12 protein-coding genes are annotated in these 17,667 nt (G+C 51.4%); 6 read left to right on the plus strand and 6 right to left on the minus strand.

Going from position 1 to position 17,667, the window contains the following annotated elements:
* Positions 1–24: 24 nt before the first annotated feature.
* The 5 genes from DFER_RS22190 to DFER_RS22210 all read right to left on the minus strand — a co-directional run bounded on the left by DFER_RS22190 (position 25) and on the right by DFER_RS22210 (position 10,135).
* Positions 25–1,695 (minus strand): glucoamylase family protein, encoded by a 1,671-nt coding sequence (locus tag DFER_RS22190; RefSeq protein WP_015813895.1) that lies wholly within the window; start codon positions 1,693–1,695, stop codon positions 25–27.
* A complete protein-coding gene (locus tag DFER_RS22195; protein WP_015813896.1) occupies positions 1,695–2,537 on the minus strand; it encodes a LamG domain-containing protein in 843 nt (280 codons plus the stop codon). The genes DFER_RS22190 and DFER_RS22195 overlap by 1 nt, the downstream gene beginning before the upstream one ends.
* A 20-nt stretch (positions 2,538–2,557) precedes the next feature.
* Entirely contained in the window at positions 2,558–4,051 is a 1,494-nt protein-coding gene (locus tag DFER_RS22200) for a RagB/SusD family nutrient uptake outer membrane protein (RefSeq protein ID WP_187293399.1), read from the minus strand.
* Positions 4,052–4,064: 13 nt separating this feature from the next.
* Positions 4,065–7,097 (minus strand): SusC/RagA family TonB-linked outer membrane protein, encoded by a 3,033-nt coding sequence (locus tag DFER_RS22205; RefSeq protein ID WP_015813898.1) that lies wholly within the window; start codon positions 7,095–7,097, stop codon positions 4,065–4,067.
* Positions 7,098–7,264: 167 nt separating this feature from the next.
* The gene (locus DFER_RS22210) at positions 7,265–10,135 is read right to left on the minus strand and encodes a triple tyrosine motif-containing protein (RefSeq protein WP_229206079.1); all 2,871 of its coding nucleotides are present in this window, start codon (positions 10,133–10,135) and stop codon (positions 7,265–7,267) included.
* A gap of 115 nt (positions 10,136–10,250) precedes the next feature.
* On the opposite strand from DFER_RS22210, the gene DFER_RS22215 reads away from it, so the two are divergent.
* Positions 10,251–11,627 carry a hypothetical protein gene (locus DFER_RS22215; RefSeq protein ID WP_015813900.1) on the plus strand — a complete coding sequence of 459 codons (1,377 nt, stop codon included), beginning with the start codon at positions 10,251–10,253 and terminating at the stop codon, positions 11,625–11,627.
* Positions 11,628–11,694: 67 nt separating this feature from the next.
* Here the strand turns inward: DFER_RS22215 and mdh are convergent, their stop codons facing one another.
* Positions 11,695–12,624, minus strand: coding sequence for a malate dehydrogenase (gene mdh, locus DFER_RS22220; RefSeq protein ID WP_015813901.1), 930 nt, complete (start codon positions 12,622–12,624; stop codon positions 11,695–11,697).
* Between the two features lie 254 nt (positions 12,625–12,878).
* Here mdh and DFER_RS22225 point away from each other — a divergent pair, with 254 nt between their 5' ends.
* The 5 genes from DFER_RS22225 to ruvA all read left to right on the plus strand — a co-directional run bounded on the left by DFER_RS22225 (position 12,879) and on the right by ruvA (position 17,570).
* Complete coding sequence (locus tag DFER_RS22225; protein ID WP_015813902.1) at positions 12,879–13,295, plus strand: YkvA family protein; 417 nt, start codon at positions 12,879–12,881, stop codon at positions 13,293–13,295.
* 69 nt (positions 13,296–13,364) lie between these two features.
* A complete protein-coding gene (locus DFER_RS22230) occupies positions 13,365–13,565 on the plus strand; it encodes a Sec-independent protein translocase subunit TatA/TatB (RefSeq protein WP_015813903.1) in 201 nt (66 codons plus the stop codon).
* 93 nt (positions 13,566–13,658) lie between these two features.
* Positions 13,659–15,104 carry an Asp-tRNA(Asn)/Glu-tRNA(Gln) amidotransferase subunit GatA gene (gatA, locus tag DFER_RS22235; RefSeq protein WP_015813904.1) on the plus strand — a complete coding sequence of 482 codons (1,446 nt, stop codon included), beginning with the start codon at positions 13,659–13,661 and terminating at the stop codon, positions 15,102–15,104.
* Positions 15,105–15,377: 273 nt separating this feature from the next.
* Positions 15,378–16,946 (plus strand): lytic transglycosylase domain-containing protein, encoded by a 1,569-nt coding sequence (locus tag DFER_RS22240; RefSeq protein ID WP_229206080.1) that lies wholly within the window; start codon positions 15,378–15,380, stop codon positions 16,944–16,946.
* Between the two features lie 33 nt (positions 16,947–16,979).
* Positions 16,980–17,570, plus strand: a complete 591-nt coding sequence (gene ruvA, locus DFER_RS22245) for a Holliday junction branch migration protein RuvA (RefSeq protein WP_015813906.1) — start codon at positions 16,980–16,982, stop codon at positions 17,568–17,570.
* Positions 17,571–17,667: the final 97 nt, after the last annotated feature.

A 17,667-nucleotide genomic window follows, 5' to 3' on the forward strand; every position in this document is an offset into this window, starting at 1 on the left:
GAGTAATGTTTTAATGGAAATAAATTAAAGCGCAGGGCTACTGAACCCGAGCTTTTTGAGACCGGTCTTCACCTCCGGACTGCTCATGAAGAGCTTCCAGGGCAGGCCGGTGCGGTGGTTTTCGATCATGACCACGATTGGTCCCTGATCAATGGCGAGGTAGGAATCCGCGAACCACAGCTGGTCCAGCGAGAACGCGTCGTGAAAACCGTACTCGCCCCACAGCTTGTCGCCAAGTTTGTAATAGAAGAATTTCAAAGCTTTCATCGATTCCGCAGGCGTATACGGGAACGCCGATAATGCGGCCGTAGGCGTGATCACCCCCCGGTCGTTGGACGGCGAGTTGGCATTGTAGCCGTTCGGGATGTCGCTTGCGGTAAGGCCCCAGCATTGATCGCTGTAACCGTAATGTTGCTGCGGATTGGCCTTGCAGTAGTTATAGTTGACGAGGGTATGCGCTTTGTTTTGGGTAAAATAATTGGCAAAACGGTCGGTAAGTCCCGTTGGGTTCAATCCTAAAAACGAATAATGCGAGAAGAACAGCGGCCCACCCAGCGGCTCGCCCAGTGGTAATGTGATGCCATAATAGTCTTTGCCGTTCGCAAATGTGCCGTTGCCGGCCCAGCCATTGTCATACACCGTCTTGTCGATCGCGTGCTTAGGAGAGGAGGCTGCCAATGCGTAGGTAATCAGGCATTCGTTCCAGCCGCGGATCTGGTGGTTCATGTCCCAGCCGAAATTAGGGCTCCAATGCCAGTAGAGCACATTTTCATTGCTTTTCCTGAACCAGTCCCATTCCACCGCTTCCCAAATCGCATTGATATCTGCCCTTAAAGCGGTTTCAGCGGCGGTGTTGGCATTGAAATACTGGCGGACCATGAGCAATCCCTGCACGAGGAAAGAGGTTTCTACCAAATCAGCGCCATTGTCCTTCTCGCTGAACGGCACCGCGACGCCGGTAGCGCCATTGAGCCAATGCGGGAATGCGCCGTGAAACGTCTGCGCGTTTTTGAGGAAACCCACGATCTTTTGCATCCGCTCCAAACCCTGCGCATGGGTGATGAACTTACGTTCGATGGCAATGGGGATGGTCATGATACCAAAACCGCTGCCGCCGGAGGTTACCACGTCGCCGGAAGTGTTGCGCTCGCGGGCGAGCCCGCTCACCGGGTGCGCGAAATCCCAAAAGTATTTGAATGTTTGTCGTTGGACCAATGTCAGCAATGCTTCGTCGCTGATCACCGGGAATTTGTCCGCAGAGTCCAGCGTAGTAACGAGTTCCACTTTCGCTTCACTCAGGAGCATTCCGCCGGCTTTAGATTTCAATGCTTTGGAGGCTGTGACCGAATAGCTGGTCAGGTAATCCAGATCGGCAGAAGGCGTAATCACCACCGCACTGTCACTCTTTTCAAGGGTGGAGGAGAACGCAACGGCCTCGCCCGCAGCGCTGCGGAACACGATGCCGTTCGCAATGGTCGCATTATTAAGGGGAGCGGAAAATGTAAACCTGATTTTAGGTTTCAGGTTTACATCATTGTATTTGAACCCCGAATACGCGCCGTTCACTTCCAGTGAATTGAAACCGAACGACGACGGTATTCCGGGAGTGGATGGCCCGGGGGCTTCCTTTTCCGATTTACAGGAAACCCCGAGCCAGATAAGCGTACAAAAAATAAGAAGGTGTTTAAAAGGCATTATTTTCCTCTTGATTCCAGTTTGACGAGTGCATCCACTTCGGCATCTTTCAAGGCAACATTGTAAATCCGCACTTCATCGAGCAGGCCCGTGAGGTAGCTCGCCCAATCCTGCCCGGAAGCGCCGGAGGTAAGGCTGGGCTTGGTCTGGAACTGCACCGTTCCGAACACCATTTTGCCCGGCTTTTGCCATTTCAGGTCACCAAAACTGGCTACCGTGGTGGTAGCCGTTTTGGAGCCGTTTAAGTAAATGGAGAATGTGGATGAAGTGGCATCGTATGACAATGCAATATGGTTCCATGAGTTGTAAAGGTTTACAATTCCTTCTTTGCTAACCCATGTGTCCTTTTTGTCATTCTGAATATGCGCTTTGAAAATTCCGTCGGTCTCGGTGCCGCCGTTTTCAAAGAATGTTTCGATGTTGCCCCAGAAACCATCCGTTTGGGATAACCCCACGAGCCCGATGATGCCGCCCTGCGCTTTTGTCGACGGGCTGTTCACCCAATAAGTCATCGTAAAGCTTTTCAGGCCCAGGATGGCGGCAGTCGGGTCGAAAAGCACGTAGCCGTCCTTTGCGCCTTTCATGGCCTGGCCTTTTAATCCGTTGGCGAACGTGGTGCCGGTGTTGGCGCCTGCGGTGTTCGATACGACATCGTTATAGGTGCCGTCGAAAGGGAAATGCGCCACCAGATTGGGTTTCGCGATCTCGTCAGAACTTGTGAATCCGCCGATTGTGACATCAGGGGCATAACTTTCGGGATCGAACTTTTCGTAGCAGGATGTTACCCCGAACATCGTTGTCGCACACAATGCCACGGCCAGTTTATTCTTTAAAGTTTTCATCGATAGATCGTGGTTTTGGATTAATAACCTGGGTTTTGGGTCAATACACCTGCACTAATGTCGATTTCGTTCTGCGGGATCGGCCATACTTCGTTTTTACCCGCTTTCCAGCCTTTCGGTCCAAAGATCTGCGCAGCGCGGCCCTGGCGGATCACGTCGAAATAGCGGTCGTTTTCCATTGCGAGTTCGTAATGGCGTTCGTTCCAGATGGCCGTGCGCAAAGCAGCCTTGTCGGTGGTCGTAATTTTCGGCAGGATCGTTTTGCTGGCTCCGCGGGCACGGGCACGCACCAGTTCGAGTGAAGCGAGCGCCTGAGTGGTGTTTCCGATCTCATTTGCCGCTTCCGCATTCATCAGCAACACGTCGGCATAGCGGATCACCCGCACATTCTGCTGCGCACCTTCGTTAAAACCTGTTACAAACAGTTTGAACGGCACGTAGGATTTCTGGTTGTACATCGGGTTATCGCCGGTTGCCGCAATCGCATCACCCGAAGGAGTGGTTTCGCCGCGGAAGATAATGGTCGCATCGCGGCGCGGGTCGCCCGCTTCGAATGCTTTGGAAAGCTCTTCCGTAGGCACATTAAAGCCCCAGCCGCCGCCTTGTACGCCTCTTACCCCCTGCACCTGCGAATATTGCGAGTTCGAAGCGTCTTTGTTAGAAGGGACAAGCTCGTTCTGAATTTCAAAAACCGACTCTCTCGAATTCTCATTCTGAATGCGGAACAATGCTTCGTAATCGGCTACCAGCGAGTACTGGCCGGAGCTGATCACCTGTGTGGTGAGGTCAAAAACCTGCTGCCACTTGGCCTGGTACATGGATACCTTGGCGTGCAGTGACTGCGCAGCACCTTTGGTCGCACGGCCAAGGTCGGCGGCGCCATAATTAGCCGGGAGCACAGCCGCAGCTTCCGTCAGATCTTTCTCAATAGCCGCATACACATCCGCTTTGGGTGTGCGCGGCAGGTTGTACTCTGTCGCATCCTTCGGCACCGTCAAACGCAAAGGCACATCACCGAATGCCCTTACGAGGCGGAAGTAGGAGTATGCACGAACGAATTTCGCTTCTGCCAAATACCGCGTTTTCAGCGTTTCGTCCATGCTGATCGCCGGAATGTTGTCCAGCACTTGATTGGCGTAGTTGATATTCTGATATTGGCCTTCCCAGAAACCGCCCAGCTGGCCTTCTGTGGAGCCCACGGTGAAGGTGTCGTATTGGTTAAAGAACGTCGCGTCGGAAGCCGTGCTGCCTTTTTCGGCATCGTCCGAGCCGATGCTTTCGATGGCAATGGCCGCGAATGCGGTATTGTTCCAGCTGCGGAGATTGGCATACATCGCATTCACCGCTTTCGTGGCGTCAGCCTCGTTTTGCCAGAACACCACGCCCGGCTGCTTACCCTGCGGGTCCACGTCGAGGAAGCTGTCGCTGCAAGAGGAAGGGACGATCAGGAGCGCTGCCAGCCCCAGATAAAGCCCTTTTTGCTTCAAATTGGTTTTAAAACTTATATTTTTCATATCGCTTGTGATCTTAGAAAGTGACATTAATACCAAAGTTGTAAGTCGCTGAAAGCGGGTACACATTGGCGTCGATATTGGCTTGTGTCGGTTTGTTTTCGTTGGCTCTCACCTCCGGCGACAGGCCTTTGTATTTAAAGAAATTCAAAGGGTTTTGCGCATTCGCGTACAAACGCAGCTTACGGATTTTCAGCTTTTCGTTGAATGCCTGCGGGAAAGTGTAGCCGATTTGCGCATTTCTTACCCGGAAGTAGCTGCCGCTTTGTACGAAGAAGGTGTTCGGCAGGTAGTTCTGGCCGCCTCCGATGTTAGCCGAAGGATAGGTGTTCGAAGTACCTTCGCCGTGCCATCTGTTTTCGTAGAAATCCTTGGTAAAGTTCTCGTTACCATAGCGCCAGCCGAGGTTGGCATTGTAGATATCCACTTTGGCAACGCCCTGGAAGTCGAGCATCAGGTCCACATTTTTGTAATTCCAGCTGGTGTTGATACCGTACGTGAATTTCGGGTTCGGGTTACCGATTACCTGGCGGTCCAGACCGGAGATGTTGCCGTCCGGGGTTCCGTTCGTTCCGCTGATGTCGCGGTATCTGAAATCGCCCGGTTTCGCGCTTGGCTGTGCCGAGTTTCTGATTTCTTCTTCATTCTGGAAAATACCGTCCACCACATAGCCGTAGAATGAGCCGATCGGGTCGCCTACGCGGGTACGTGTGGCGAGCGCGCCGCTCGTGAGGCCCACGCCACCGTCATAAATCGGGTTGGCTCCGGAGGTTACAGAAAGCACTTTGTTGTTGTTCATCGCACCATTCACTCCGACGCTATAAGAAAGACCGTCGCCGATGTCGTCACGCCAGTTCAATGCGAATTCAAAACCTTTATTCTGGAAGTCGGCCTGGTTACCCACGATGCGGCCAGAGCTTGTACCGATGGAAGTCAGTACCGGAATGTCGAAAATCGCACGTTCGGTTTTCTTGATATAATAATCCAATTCAACCGTCAACCGCGATTTCAGGAATGAAGCTTCGATACCCGCGTCGGTACCTACACCGCGCTCCCAGTAAGTGGTAGGAGGGATGATCGTGTTAATGCTCGCACCGGTATTCAGCTGCCCGCCGAAGATCGCCGCCAGGCCGCCGCCAGTGGCTACGGTCAGTGTAGAAAGGTTGGAAGGCACGGATGCATTACCGATCTTACCCCAGCTACCGCGGATTTTCAGGTTGTCGAAAATCGTCTGGCCTTTCATGAAGTCTTCATTGCTGATCACCCAGCCTGCACCCACCGAAGGGAAATAACCCCACGCATTGCCGCCCTGGAAGAACTTCGAAGAACCATCGGCACGAAGTGACGCGTTCAGCAAGTAGCGCTCACCGAAAGAGTAGTTTACCCGACCGAAATATGAAGCATAGGTTCCGAGATCGCCTTCGTCGGTGATGTTACGGCTGTCGGCGCTACCTAATGCCAGGTATAAATCGCCTTCGCTGCTGTATGGCACGTTTAATGCATTGGCCGTAACCTTGTACGACTGGTCGCGCTGTGCGGATTGACCGAGCAATGCAGTAATGCTGTGCTGACCGAAATCTTTGGTGTAGGTCAATGTATTTTCAAAAATCCAGTAGCGGGTCTGCGGACGAACGAATTCCAGGAAGCTGGTCGTATTGCGCTGCTTGAATGTCGCCACGTATTGCGGCACATAAGTGCGGGTTTCGTCCTGTCCGTAACGGCCGCCGAGGCTGCTGCGGAATGTCAGGCCTTTGAAAAGCGAAAGTTCTGCGTAGGCATTACCGGTAAGCAGCGTTTTTTTGGTGTTTTGATTATAAAAATCGACTGTTACCTGTGGGTTGAAGTTATTACCGTCCCCAAGGCTGAAATCGTTGGGATCACCATAAGTACCATCGGCGTAGTATACAGGAACAACCGGGCCAGCCGCGTACAACTGACGGAAAATGCCGCCTGCTTCATCTTTCGATTTGCTGTAAGAAGCGGTTGCAGAATAGCCGACTTTCAGGTTTTTCAGCACCTGGAAATCATTTTGCAAACGTGCCGTGTAGCGCTTGAAATTGTTTCTCTCCACGATACCGTTCTGATCCAGGTAACCAAGTGAGAAGTTGTAGGTTGATTTTTCACCGCCACCGCTGATCGAAAGCTGGTGGTTGGTCAGGAATCCGTTACGCAGGATCTGGCGGTACCAGTCGGTGCCTTCGCCGAATTGCGCGGGGTCGAGAATGTCCGGTTTACCGTTAATGCGGCTCAGCTCGTTGATCATCGTGGCGTACTCGTTTCCATTCGCCATTTCGATCTGGTTGGTCACTTTCTGGTAACCCACAAAACCATTGTAATCGATGACAGCCTGGCCTGATTTGCCCTTTTTGGTTGTAATCAGTACCACCCCGTTTGCTGCGCGCACCCCGTAAATGGATTGGCTGGAAGCATCTTTCAGGATGTTCATGCTCTCGATGTCGCCTGAGTTGAGGAAGCTGATATCGTCGAACCACACACCGTCCACCACATATAGCGGGTTGGCGCTGCCGTAAGCTGTTCCTACACCGCGGATGCGGATCTGCGGCGCCTCGCCCGGCTTACCGGAGTTGTTGATCTGCACACCGGCAACCTTACCCTGCAAACCGCTGACGGCATTCATAGAAGGCTGTTTCGCGATTTCGGCACCCTTGATTTGCGTGATAGCGCCCGTTACGTCAAGTTTCTTTTGGGAACCGTAACCCACCACCAGCACTTCATTCAATGCTTTGGCGTCTTCGGCCAGCGCAACATTCACAGTGGTTTGGTTGCCCACTGTGATTTCCTGGGGTGTCATTCCGATCATCGAGAATACGAGGGTGGATTGCGTGGACGGGACTTTTATGGCGTAGTTACCCTCGGCATCGGTAGGAACACCGGTGGTGGTGCCTTTGATGAGCACACTGGCGCCCGGCAGCGCCGAATTATCTGCACTCGATGTGACTTTCCCAGTCACATTTATTTCCTGTGCGAAGGCGATATTCCCTACCGCCAGGAAAACGAGCATGTACAGTAATCGTACAATAGTTTTCATCAGTTTCAAATTGGTGATTGAATTATTATAAGAATTTATTGACTTCAAAATTAAGTTCCAAGTCGGGGAGGAATCAAATAATGCACTACATCACCACTACATCAATGAGAATAATGCAAGGTTTGGTGGTACAATAAAGGGGTCGGGAATGGATTAGTGCAATTGCGTCAGATGTCCATCATAAATTGGGCCAGGTTCGCATCGTTGTCCAAATCCAGCTTTTTGCGGAGGCGGTAGCGCTTGATTTCCACACCGCGGACGGAAATCCCCAGCACGGGCGCCATTTCCTTTGTCGAAAGATTCATGCGAAGGCATGCCGCGAGCCGCAGCTCGGAAGGGGAGATGGTAGGATAAATCTGACGGAGCCGTTTGAAAAAGTGCTCGTGTACCTCGTCGAAGTTCTGTTCGAACAAAACCCAGTCGTCCTTGCCGGCGACGTTGCGTTCGATACTGTTCAATAATTTCTGGTAATGGATGTTGGGGAGTTGATGCCCCATGTCGGCTTTCACCTGTTTCAGCTCGTCGCGGATTTCTTCCAGGATTTCGTTTTTCTTAACCACGTTAATGGCCACATTGGATAGCTGCTGGCTTTTGCTCTGGATTTCGCTTTGTAATTTCTCGTTCTGGATTTGCATGATCTGCCGCTCGCTCGACAGCCGTTGCTGCCGCAGCTTTTCTTCCTGCTCCTCAATCAGCTTCCGGCGGTGGCGCGTCAGGCGTTTTTCCTGATACACGATCAGCGCAGCGAGGGCCAGCGCAATCACCACGGCGAATAGGATTTTAGCAAGCAAGGTTTCGCGCCAGAAAGGTTTTACGCTAAAATGATAGGTCGCGATTGTATCATTAAGGCTGCTGCGGATCTCGAAAATGTAGTCGGTCGATTCGAGGTTGGTGAATTCCACAAAGCTCTGGTCCGTCCATTCCGACCATTGATCGGTAAGTCCTTTGAGGCGGTATTTGTATTGTACGTTCTGCCCGTACACCGGCAATGCGAACGCGATCCGCAATGCACGCACTTCCGAGGGAAGCGACGGGCTGCCCGAAATGGCGAATGTCTCGTTCAGATTGCGCAGGTTGGCGACCTTCCGGATCACCGGCGCGCCGTCGTCGTCGTTGTGCTTGTCGGGTGATTTGCGGTTGTATAGTGCATAGCCATTGTCGAGACAAAAGAAATAGTAATCTTCCGAAAGCGGCACCACGGTTTCGCTGTTGCGCACGAGCGTGAGCGGAAGGCTCCGCGTTTCTTTCCCCGGTTGATAAAATACGACGCGGTTCATGAACACCTTGAACCAGTCGCCATGCAGGCCGGTCCTTACTTTATAGTTTTCCTCTTCTTTCGAAAAATCCTGGCTCGCTACGAGCTTCCCGAAGGCATCGGGCTGGAAAAACGCGTTGCCGGAACGGACGCGTACCTGCCCATTCAGCCATTGCACCACCTCCACCGAAAATTCACTGGGCAGTTCCTGCGGCGCTTTAAATTCCTTCCATTGGTATGCCGAATCGAGGGCGGGAGTGAGTTTGGTTTGAAACAGTCCTTTGTAAGCATGCCCGAGCCAGAATGCCCCCGAACGGTCGCGCACGATCTGCCGGATCGGGATCGGTACCGAGTTTTTGACGGGGTAGGCGTAGGTCCAGATGCCTTTTGCATCTTTTTTATACACGTGCAATCCCACATAGGCGCCTTGCAGTAAAAGCGTATCCTGCCCGTTCCGCACCGGAAGGAACACCCAGCCGCCATTGATATTCGAAATTTTGGTAACCCCGTTTTCTTCAATGCGATAGGTAGCATCATTGTGGCCGCACAGGAGCTGTCCGTCGATCACTTTAAGCGCCCAGGTCTGGCCTTCGAGCCCCCATACCGGCCGGAAAGGTTCGGGTGAGAGCCATTTTTTAACAAATACTCCCTTGTTGGAACCCACATACAGCTTCCCGTGCCAGATCGCCGCCGCGTAGGTTGAGCCAAGCGGGTTGTCGCTGGTTTGGTAAGCTATGATCGGCGACGACATTTTAACCATATCAATGCCCTGATCAAGCCCGATCCATAGTTGTTGTTGCGAATCTTCTTTCAGCGCAAGCACCGTATTGTTTTGCAGGCCGGTTTCCTTGTTGAACTGGTAGCGCAATGCCCCATTTTTTGAAACTACATACACCCCATTTTGTATCGTACCGAACACCAGGCTGCTGTCGCGGGTCATGACGATCGCCCGGTTGATGATGTTACGTTTCAGCTCGCCGGAAATGCCGATGGTCCAGGGCGTCAATGTGCCGTTTTGCCAGATGTACAGCCCGTTTTTGGTGGTTGTAATGAGAATACCGCCGTTGCGGAAGGGGAGGATCGAGGAGACGATCGCGGGCGAGAGACTTTCCGTGCCGTGCAAGGGTTCGAATTTTTCGCCTTTTAGCTCATAAATGCCCTTTCCGATCGATTGCACAAGTACCCGGTTTTGGACAAACCGCATGAACATGATATTGCCGGGACTCTTGATTTCTTTCAGGTTTTTGCCGTCGTAACGATAGATGACTGAAAACGATTGGAAATAGATGTATTTCGGGGTTTTGAGGATGTGCCAGATCTCTTCGGTTCGCAGGCTGGCGAAACCTGCTTTTTTGCTCAGTGAATAATAGCGCAGCTGGCCGTCCTGTTCTTTTTTCCAATATCCGAACTCCGAAAATCCGCCTACGTAAATGCGCTGTTCGGCCTGTGCGGTACGGTTGAGGACTTTTCCTCCGGCCGGAGCGGATGGTTGTTCATCGTACAATGCCGCGCGGACGATCTGGCCGTCGGGCAACGGGTACAGTTTCCACGAAGCGCCGTCGTGTTCCAGCAGCCCGTCGGAATTGGCGGAATAAATGACGTCGTCGGCGCTTTGGGAGATGTCCCAGTTCTGGTTATGGGCCTTGTAAAGTGTGGCCGGATAGTTGATCAGCGGGGGCGTTTCCTGGGCCAGGGAGGGGAGGAAGATTGTGAGTAAAAAGAGTATGGCAGTACCGCAACCCGCCTTATATTTGAAGGCCCGGCCTGGTAAATGACTTTTCATGAGTCGGTTTGCCGCCGTGTTCACTATCATTTTCAAATTAACTGTTAATGTCGTTTTTAGCTCTTTCAGAAGGGTTTGTTCGGTGTTAGTCGGTAAAAACTCAATAGTATTTTCAATGAAAAAATTCCTTACCCTTATGCTCCTCGGCTCGTCGGCCGTTACGGCACCCGTGATGTCCCAGGACGACAACAAGCGAAATGATATCCGTTACAATCTTAACGAATCCGGTTCACATTATGTGAAATTCACTTTCACGAACCAGGTATGGCTCCGGCTCAACGATAACAATCCCGGAACCACCGTCTTGAGCGATGCCGAAAGCAATACATTCGATATCGGCCTGCGGCGCACGCGCATGCAATTGTTTGGCCAGCTCACCGACCGGATTTTCTTCTACACGCAGTTCGGGATGAATAATTTTAACAAAGTGAGTGCATTCCCGGGCTACAACACAGCGGGAACGCCCAGCCAGCGCAAGATCGCCGCGTTTTTCCATGACGCGGTTGGTGAATACGAAGTGCAGCGGAAAGGAAACAGTTTCATCCGTTTCGGGGGCGGGCTTACAATCGTGAGTGGCTTCTCGCGGTTTTCGCAACCCAGCATTGGCACGATCATGACGATGGACGTGCCCGTTTTCGCGCAGGCCACCGTGGACCAGACCGACCAGTTTTCCAGAAAACTCACCGTTTACAGCCGCGGCCAGATCGGCAAGCTGAATTACCGCATCGGCATCGCCGACCCATTCCCCGTCGAAACGAGCGGCTCCACGCCGGCAGCGCTTAACCAGAACTCCGTTTTTGCGCAACGGAAGCATGGCAAGCAGTTCCAGGGACTCTTCATTTATAATATTTTTGACACCGAAGATAACACCACACCGGGCTATATGACAGGAACTTACCTCGGTAAACGTAAGGTGCTGAACGTCGAAGCGGGCATCACTTCCCAAAAGAATGCGATGTGGCGGAAGGAAGCGGTGGACACGCTTTACAGCAATATGACGCTCTGGTCGGTGGCTGCTTACCTGGATATGCCGGTAAATGCCGAAAAAGCAACGGCGGTATCAGCCTACCTCGGCTATTTCGGTACGGATTATGGCAAGGGTTACCTGCGTTACAACGGCATTATGAATCCCGCTACGGGCACCACGCAGCCGATTGCGGGCGTAGGCGGCACGCAGGGGAATGCCTACCCGATGTTCGGGACGGGCAATGTGATTTACGCGCAGGCTGGTTACAAGCTAAAAGACGGTCTGCTGGGCAATCAGGGAACGCTGATGCCCTATGCGTCGTTGCAGCGCGGCGATTATGATCGTTTGCAGGATGCGGCCCATATTTTCAACCTGGGCGTGAATTGGCTGATGAAAGGCCATAATGGAAAGTTGTCGCTCAATTACGAGGACCGGCCCGTTTACAGAAATGCTTCGGTAGCCAACGAGTTGGAGAAAAACGGCCGCCGCGGCAGCTGGACATTGCAATACCAGATATCCATTTAACCCGCATTTAACCAACAAAAAAAGGTATCCGACGCCCGCCGGATACCTTTTTTTGTTGAATATTGAATTAAGCCAGGTTCAAAGCCGCATTCATTGAACGAACGGCTTCGGCAGACTTTTCAAACGCTGCTTTTTCAGCATCGCTGAGGCGCAGGTTGATGATCTTTTCCCAACCATTGCGGCCGAGTACCACAGGCACACCCATACAAATGTCTTTCTGGCCGTATTCGCCATTGAGGTACACGCTGCATGGCACAATGCGTTTCTGGTTGCGCACGATGCTTTCTACGAGCATCATCGTCGCAGCCCCGGGCGCGTACCACGCCGAAGTTCCGATCAGCTTGGTGAGCGTTGCACCGCCTACCATCGTGTCGGCAGCTACTTTTTCGAGCTGGTCGGCGGAGAGGAAGCGGCTTACGGGGATACCATTGTAGGTCGCCAGGCGGGTCAGTGGGATCATGGTCGTGTCGCCGTGGCCGCCGATCACCATGCCGTGAATGTCGAGCGGTGATACGTCCATGGCCATGGCCAGGTAGGTTTTGAAGCGCGCGCTGTCCAATGCGCCGCCCATCCCGATGAGGCGTTTTTTAGGAATGCCCGATTCTTTCAGCGCCAGGTACGTCATGGTGTCCATGGGATTAGAAACGACGATGACGATGGCTTTGGGCGAGTATTTCAAAAGGTTTTCAGTAACTCCCTTTACGATTCCTGCATTGATACCGATCAGCTCTTCGCGGGTCATTCCGGGCTTACGAGGCAGTCCCGAGGTGATCACTACCACGTCCGAGCCTTTGGTTTTCTCGTAATCATTGGTCGAGCCGATAGGCTTGGTGTTGAATCCCAGCAACGCGGCCGTCTGGTACATATCCAGTGACTTACCTTCGCTGACACCCTCTTTGATATCCAGCAACACCACTTCTTCTGCCAGCTCACGACGAATGATATTATCGGCAGTGGTTGCGCCTACCGCACCCGCACCTACAACAGTAATCTTCATAGGGAAATATGGTTAATTGAATAGAAATTGATGCTTTTTATATTTTTCCTAAAAGTATGATACATAATTTGTTTAATCCAAGCGGAAATTGATTTTTTGCCTTAAATGGTCCCGCTGGAAGCCCGGCTGGAAACGCGGTAAGGGTAAGGCTGGTAGCCTGGCCGACATCCGGCACGCAATTTTTTCCGTAAGTTGATAGTTATAATGGCTTTGTTAACCACTTTTTCCTGCTTTGTACGATGAATGACCAATCAATGATTTCGCGGATTTTAGAGTCGATTTTTTTCAAAAAAGCTACTGGAAAAGCAGGACGGTACGCCAGAAACTCCACCCGGTTGTTCGAACTACTCAAAGAGGTGGTAGGTAAGCTGCAGACCGTCGGCGTGAAGGAAAACCTTTCCGATTTTCAAACCAATGTACTGCTCCTGATGCGCATGGTGAGGGCCTACGCTTCCGGCGAATATAAACAGCTTCCGTGGAAAAGTTTGGTGTCGATAGTCGCTGTGCTCATTTATTTCGTATCTCCCATAGACCTGATCCCTGACTTCCTGCCGGTTATCGGTATTACCGACGACGTGGCGCTGGTGGTGTGGCTCGTGAAAACGCTGGGCGGCGATATCCGGAAATTTGCCGATTGGGAGAAGGCCAGCAAGACAATTAATATCGGATAAAAACGGCCGCGGGGCTGGTTGTTGTAAAAAAGAATAGTTATTTTTGTAAACATTATAAAAGAAACAGATATGGAATCAATAACCGTTTTAGGAATTATGGGGTTGGGTGGTCAGGAGATCTTCCTGGTTGCTCTGTTCGTGTTGCTTTTCTTCGGAGCAAAGAAAATCCCAGAACTTATGCGCGGTTTGGGGCAAGGTATCAATGAGTTCAAGAACGCTACTAAAGACGTTAAGGAAAATATTGAAAAAAGCATGGAAGACCCCAAATAACGCTTCCATCTTATTTGAAGGTTTGATCCAGAGCCATTAAGCTACCACTTAACGGCTCTGATTCTTTATTTACAACCCCACAAAAAAATTACCTTGAAAGAGTATCTGACGCTGACCGAAATTCAGAGAGATCTACGTGAAGAAGGTTTGACGTGCGTCAAGTTGGTTGACCACTATTTGGAAAAAATAGAGGCTAACAAGCATCTCAATGCTTTCGTTGAAGTTTATACAGAGGAAGCAAAAAAGGCCGCTCTGGCCGTGGATGCGAAGATCGCCAACGGCACCGCCGGAAAGCTGGCAGGCATGGTGATCGGTCTTAAAGATGTGCTTTCGCTCACTGGCCACGGCTTGCAGGCCGGAAGCCAGATCCTTCAAAATTATACGGCACCTTACACCGCAACGGCCGTGCAGCGGCTGCTAGATGAAGACGCGATCATCATCGGGCGGCAAAATTGCGACGAGTTTGCGATGGGTTCCTCGAATGAAAATTCTTCGTTCGGACCGGTGCTCAATGCCATTAACAACGCAAAAGTGCCCGGCGGCTCGTCGGGTGGATCGGCGGTGGCCGTGCAGGCGGGGCTTTGCCATGCATCGCTGGGGAGCGACACTGGAGGTTCGGTGCGCCAGCCGGCGGCATTCTGCGGGGTGATCGGCGTGAAGCCGTCTTACGGACGCATTTCGCGCTACGGCCTCATTGCCTACGCTTCGTCATTTGACTGCATCGGTCCCATTACCAAAAGCGTGGCCGACGCTGCGTTGCTTCTGGAAGTAATGTCGGGTGCCGATGATTTCGATAGTACCGTTTCGGAACGTCCGGTGCCGGCTTACACAGCCGGTCTGGAATGGAAAGGCAAAGCAAAAATCGGGTACATCCGCAGCGCGGTGGAAAACGAGGCCATAGCGCCGGAAATCCGCCGGCAAACTTCCGAAGTGCTCGATCGCCTGCGTGCGGAAGGGCATGAGGTGACGGCCATTGATATGCCGCTGCTGGATTCGCTCCTGCCCACCTATTATATCCTTACTACTGCCGAGGCAAGTTCCAATCTCTCGCGTTTCGACGGCGTGCGGTACGGCTACCGCAGTCCCGAATCCGTAGATCTTGAAAGTATGTACAAAAAGACACGTACAGAAGGTTTTGGAGATGAAGTAAGGAGAAGAATACTATTGGGTACTTTCGTGTTAAGCGCAAATTATTACGACGCATACTATACCAAGGCGCAACGCGTTAGAAGATTGGTGCGGGAAGAAACGAACCGGTTTTTCGAGCAGTTCGATTTTCTGATTTCCCCGGTTACACCTACCACAGCCTTTACCCTTGGAGAAAAAACCGAAGATCCATTGCAAATGTATCTGGCGGATATTTTCACAGTGCAAGCGAATGTCGTGGGCAATCCTGCGGTGTCCATCCCGAATGGGCTGGACGATCAGGGAATGCCGATCGGGATTCAAATCATGGCGCCTTATTTCGGTGAGGAAAAGATGCTGGCGTTTGCCAATTATCTTACAGCGTTGAATCAGGAAGCCGTAGCATACAACTAAGGCCGCTAGTGCAGAGAATTTTTCTCTTTTTTTGCATGCTCTTGCCCCGGGTCGTATTTATAACCCATGTTTTGAAGAAAATTATCATGCCAGAATAACAGGCGACCAGGTTACGTTATTCTGAGTGAGGATTTTGTGTGAATTTTAAGAATGTATTAGAGATTATTCTGATTCATCAGGCCAAAAGGACCTTTTTATCTGTCAGTAGGTACCATCAACAGGTATAAGCCATTGAAAACCGTGAATTGATTAACCTTCAAAAAACATTTATTAATGAGGATTTCGAAAAGAGTATTGTGGCTCGGAGCCATGTGTGCAGGATTATGGAATGCGCCTGCTGGGGCGATGGTTCCACAGGAGAGTTTGACTTCCGGGCAGGATACAGTTGAGAGTATTGCTCAGGAAGAAGGTGATTTGATGCCGTCACTTCCGGAGGTTGAGGAGATCGGACCGAACCCCGCGGTTCCGGAGCAGCTTTTGAAAGAACGCTTCGCAAAGCTCGAAAAGTCGATCCCGCTCACTTACCACAAATCGTCCCATGAATTCGTAGAGTATTTTATCTACAAAAAAGCGCATTTCACACGGACGATGATGGAGCGTATGCCGCTCTACTTCCCGCTTTTTGAAAAAGCATTGGCCAAACACGGCCTGCCTACCGAACTGAAATACCTTTCGATGATCGAGTCGGGATTGAACCCGACTGTGATTTCCCATGCCCGTGCAGGAGGTCTCTGGCAGTTTATGCCGGCTACCGGACGGGAATTCGGTCTTTATCAGGATAAATACATCGACGAGCGTTTCGAACCGACCAAAGCTACCGAAGCGGCTTGTTTGTATCTGAAACAGCTTTACAAGATCTTCGGCGACTGGGAGCTTGCATTGGCTTCGTATAATACCGGCCCGGGCAATGTGAAACGCGCCATGCGCCGCTCGCGCGGGACGACCTTCTGGACGATCTACAACGTCCTTCCCCGCGAAACCCGTTCCTACGTGCCGCAATATGTGGCTATGAACTACATGATGAACTACGGCTACGACCACGGCATTTTCCCCGAAAACACAGAATTCCAGATCCCGAACGATACCATTCACATCAATGGCTACATTGATCTCGCCACATTCTGCGACAATGCAAGCATTGATTTTGAAATCCTTAAAAAACTGAATCCGCAAATCACCAAAAAAGTCCTCCCGGACCAGACGCGTGATTTTGTGCTCAAAGTGCCGAGCGTACGCTTTACCTACCTGATGAGCAACCGCGCCTCGATCATGGACTCCTGCACCAGAAGGCTTCTGTCTAATGGCGTAATGGTAGCCAAGGCCGACAGCACGAAAACTGACTCGATCGGAGGCAACGGCGCATTCCCTTACGTACTCGCTTCCAATGTCCAGAATGTGTCGGACGACGAATCCTATGACGAAGAAGGCGAAGAAGAGGTAGTTCAGCGCAGCCGCACCAAACGCGTGTCATATACCGTGCGCCGTGGCGACAATGTGGCGAGCATTGCCCGGAAATACGGGGTTTCGGTGGCATCACTGAGAAAATGGAACCACATCCGCCGCAACATGATCCGCCGCGGACAACGGCTCGTCATTTACAAGGAAGTGCGCGAAACTGCACCAGCAGCCCGCATTGCGGCGAAGCCCCGGCCACAGCAGAAAGAAGAGCAGGTGGCCAACCAGCAGCGTCATACCCGGAAACGTTATCATACCGTACAAAAAGGAGATACATTATGGATTATTTCGCAGCGCTACGGTCTGGAAATCGGTCAGCTAAAGAAACGGAACAAAATCAGGGGCAACTCGATCAAGCCGGGCCAGAAATTGATTATTTCTACCTAGAAAACAACGCTTCAACATACACATACTATTTTTATGATTGCCTACGTTAACGGGATTGTAACTTATAAAGACCCAGCGTACGCTATTATCGATGTCAACGGGGTGGGTTACGAGGTCAGGATTTCATTGCAGACCTACACTTCTCTCCCCGACATTGGTGCCCGGTGCAAGCTGGTAACGTTTCTCAATATACGGGAAGATGCCCACGTCCTTTACGGGTTTTGGGGGAATGATGAAAAGAAGCTGTTCCTGGATCTGACAAGTATTTCAGGAATCGGGCCGTCTACCGCGCTCGTAATGCTTTCGTCGCTCTCCTCCTCCGAAATCCGGCAGGGAATTATCGATGAAGACCTGCGCCTGATCCAGTCGATCAAAGGCATAGGGTCCAAGACTGCTCAACGCGTAATCCTCGAACTAAGAGACAAAATTCGAAAGGAAGAGCTCGTTTCAACAGGCCCCAGGTCTGTGGAAGCGTCGTCTAACACTCTGCGGAGTGAAGCGTTGGCTGCGCTCGTTACTTTGGGTATTCCCAAGGCTACGGCGGAGAAAAGTCTGGATGCCATCATCAAGCGTGAGGGCCCGTCTATTAGCGTTGAAAATCTAATCAAACTGGCGTTACGATAACCTGAACCGGCAATGATATTGGGTGAAAAATTTTACGATTCTAAAATCGTGTTGACAGATTTGTTTGTAAATACAACCTTCTCTAAATAAGCATATT

Source organism: Dyadobacter fermentans DSM 18053 (genome assembly GCF_000023125.1).
Classification (GTDB): Bacteria; Bacteroidota; Bacteroidia; order Cytophagales; family Spirosomataceae; genus Dyadobacter; species Dyadobacter fermentans.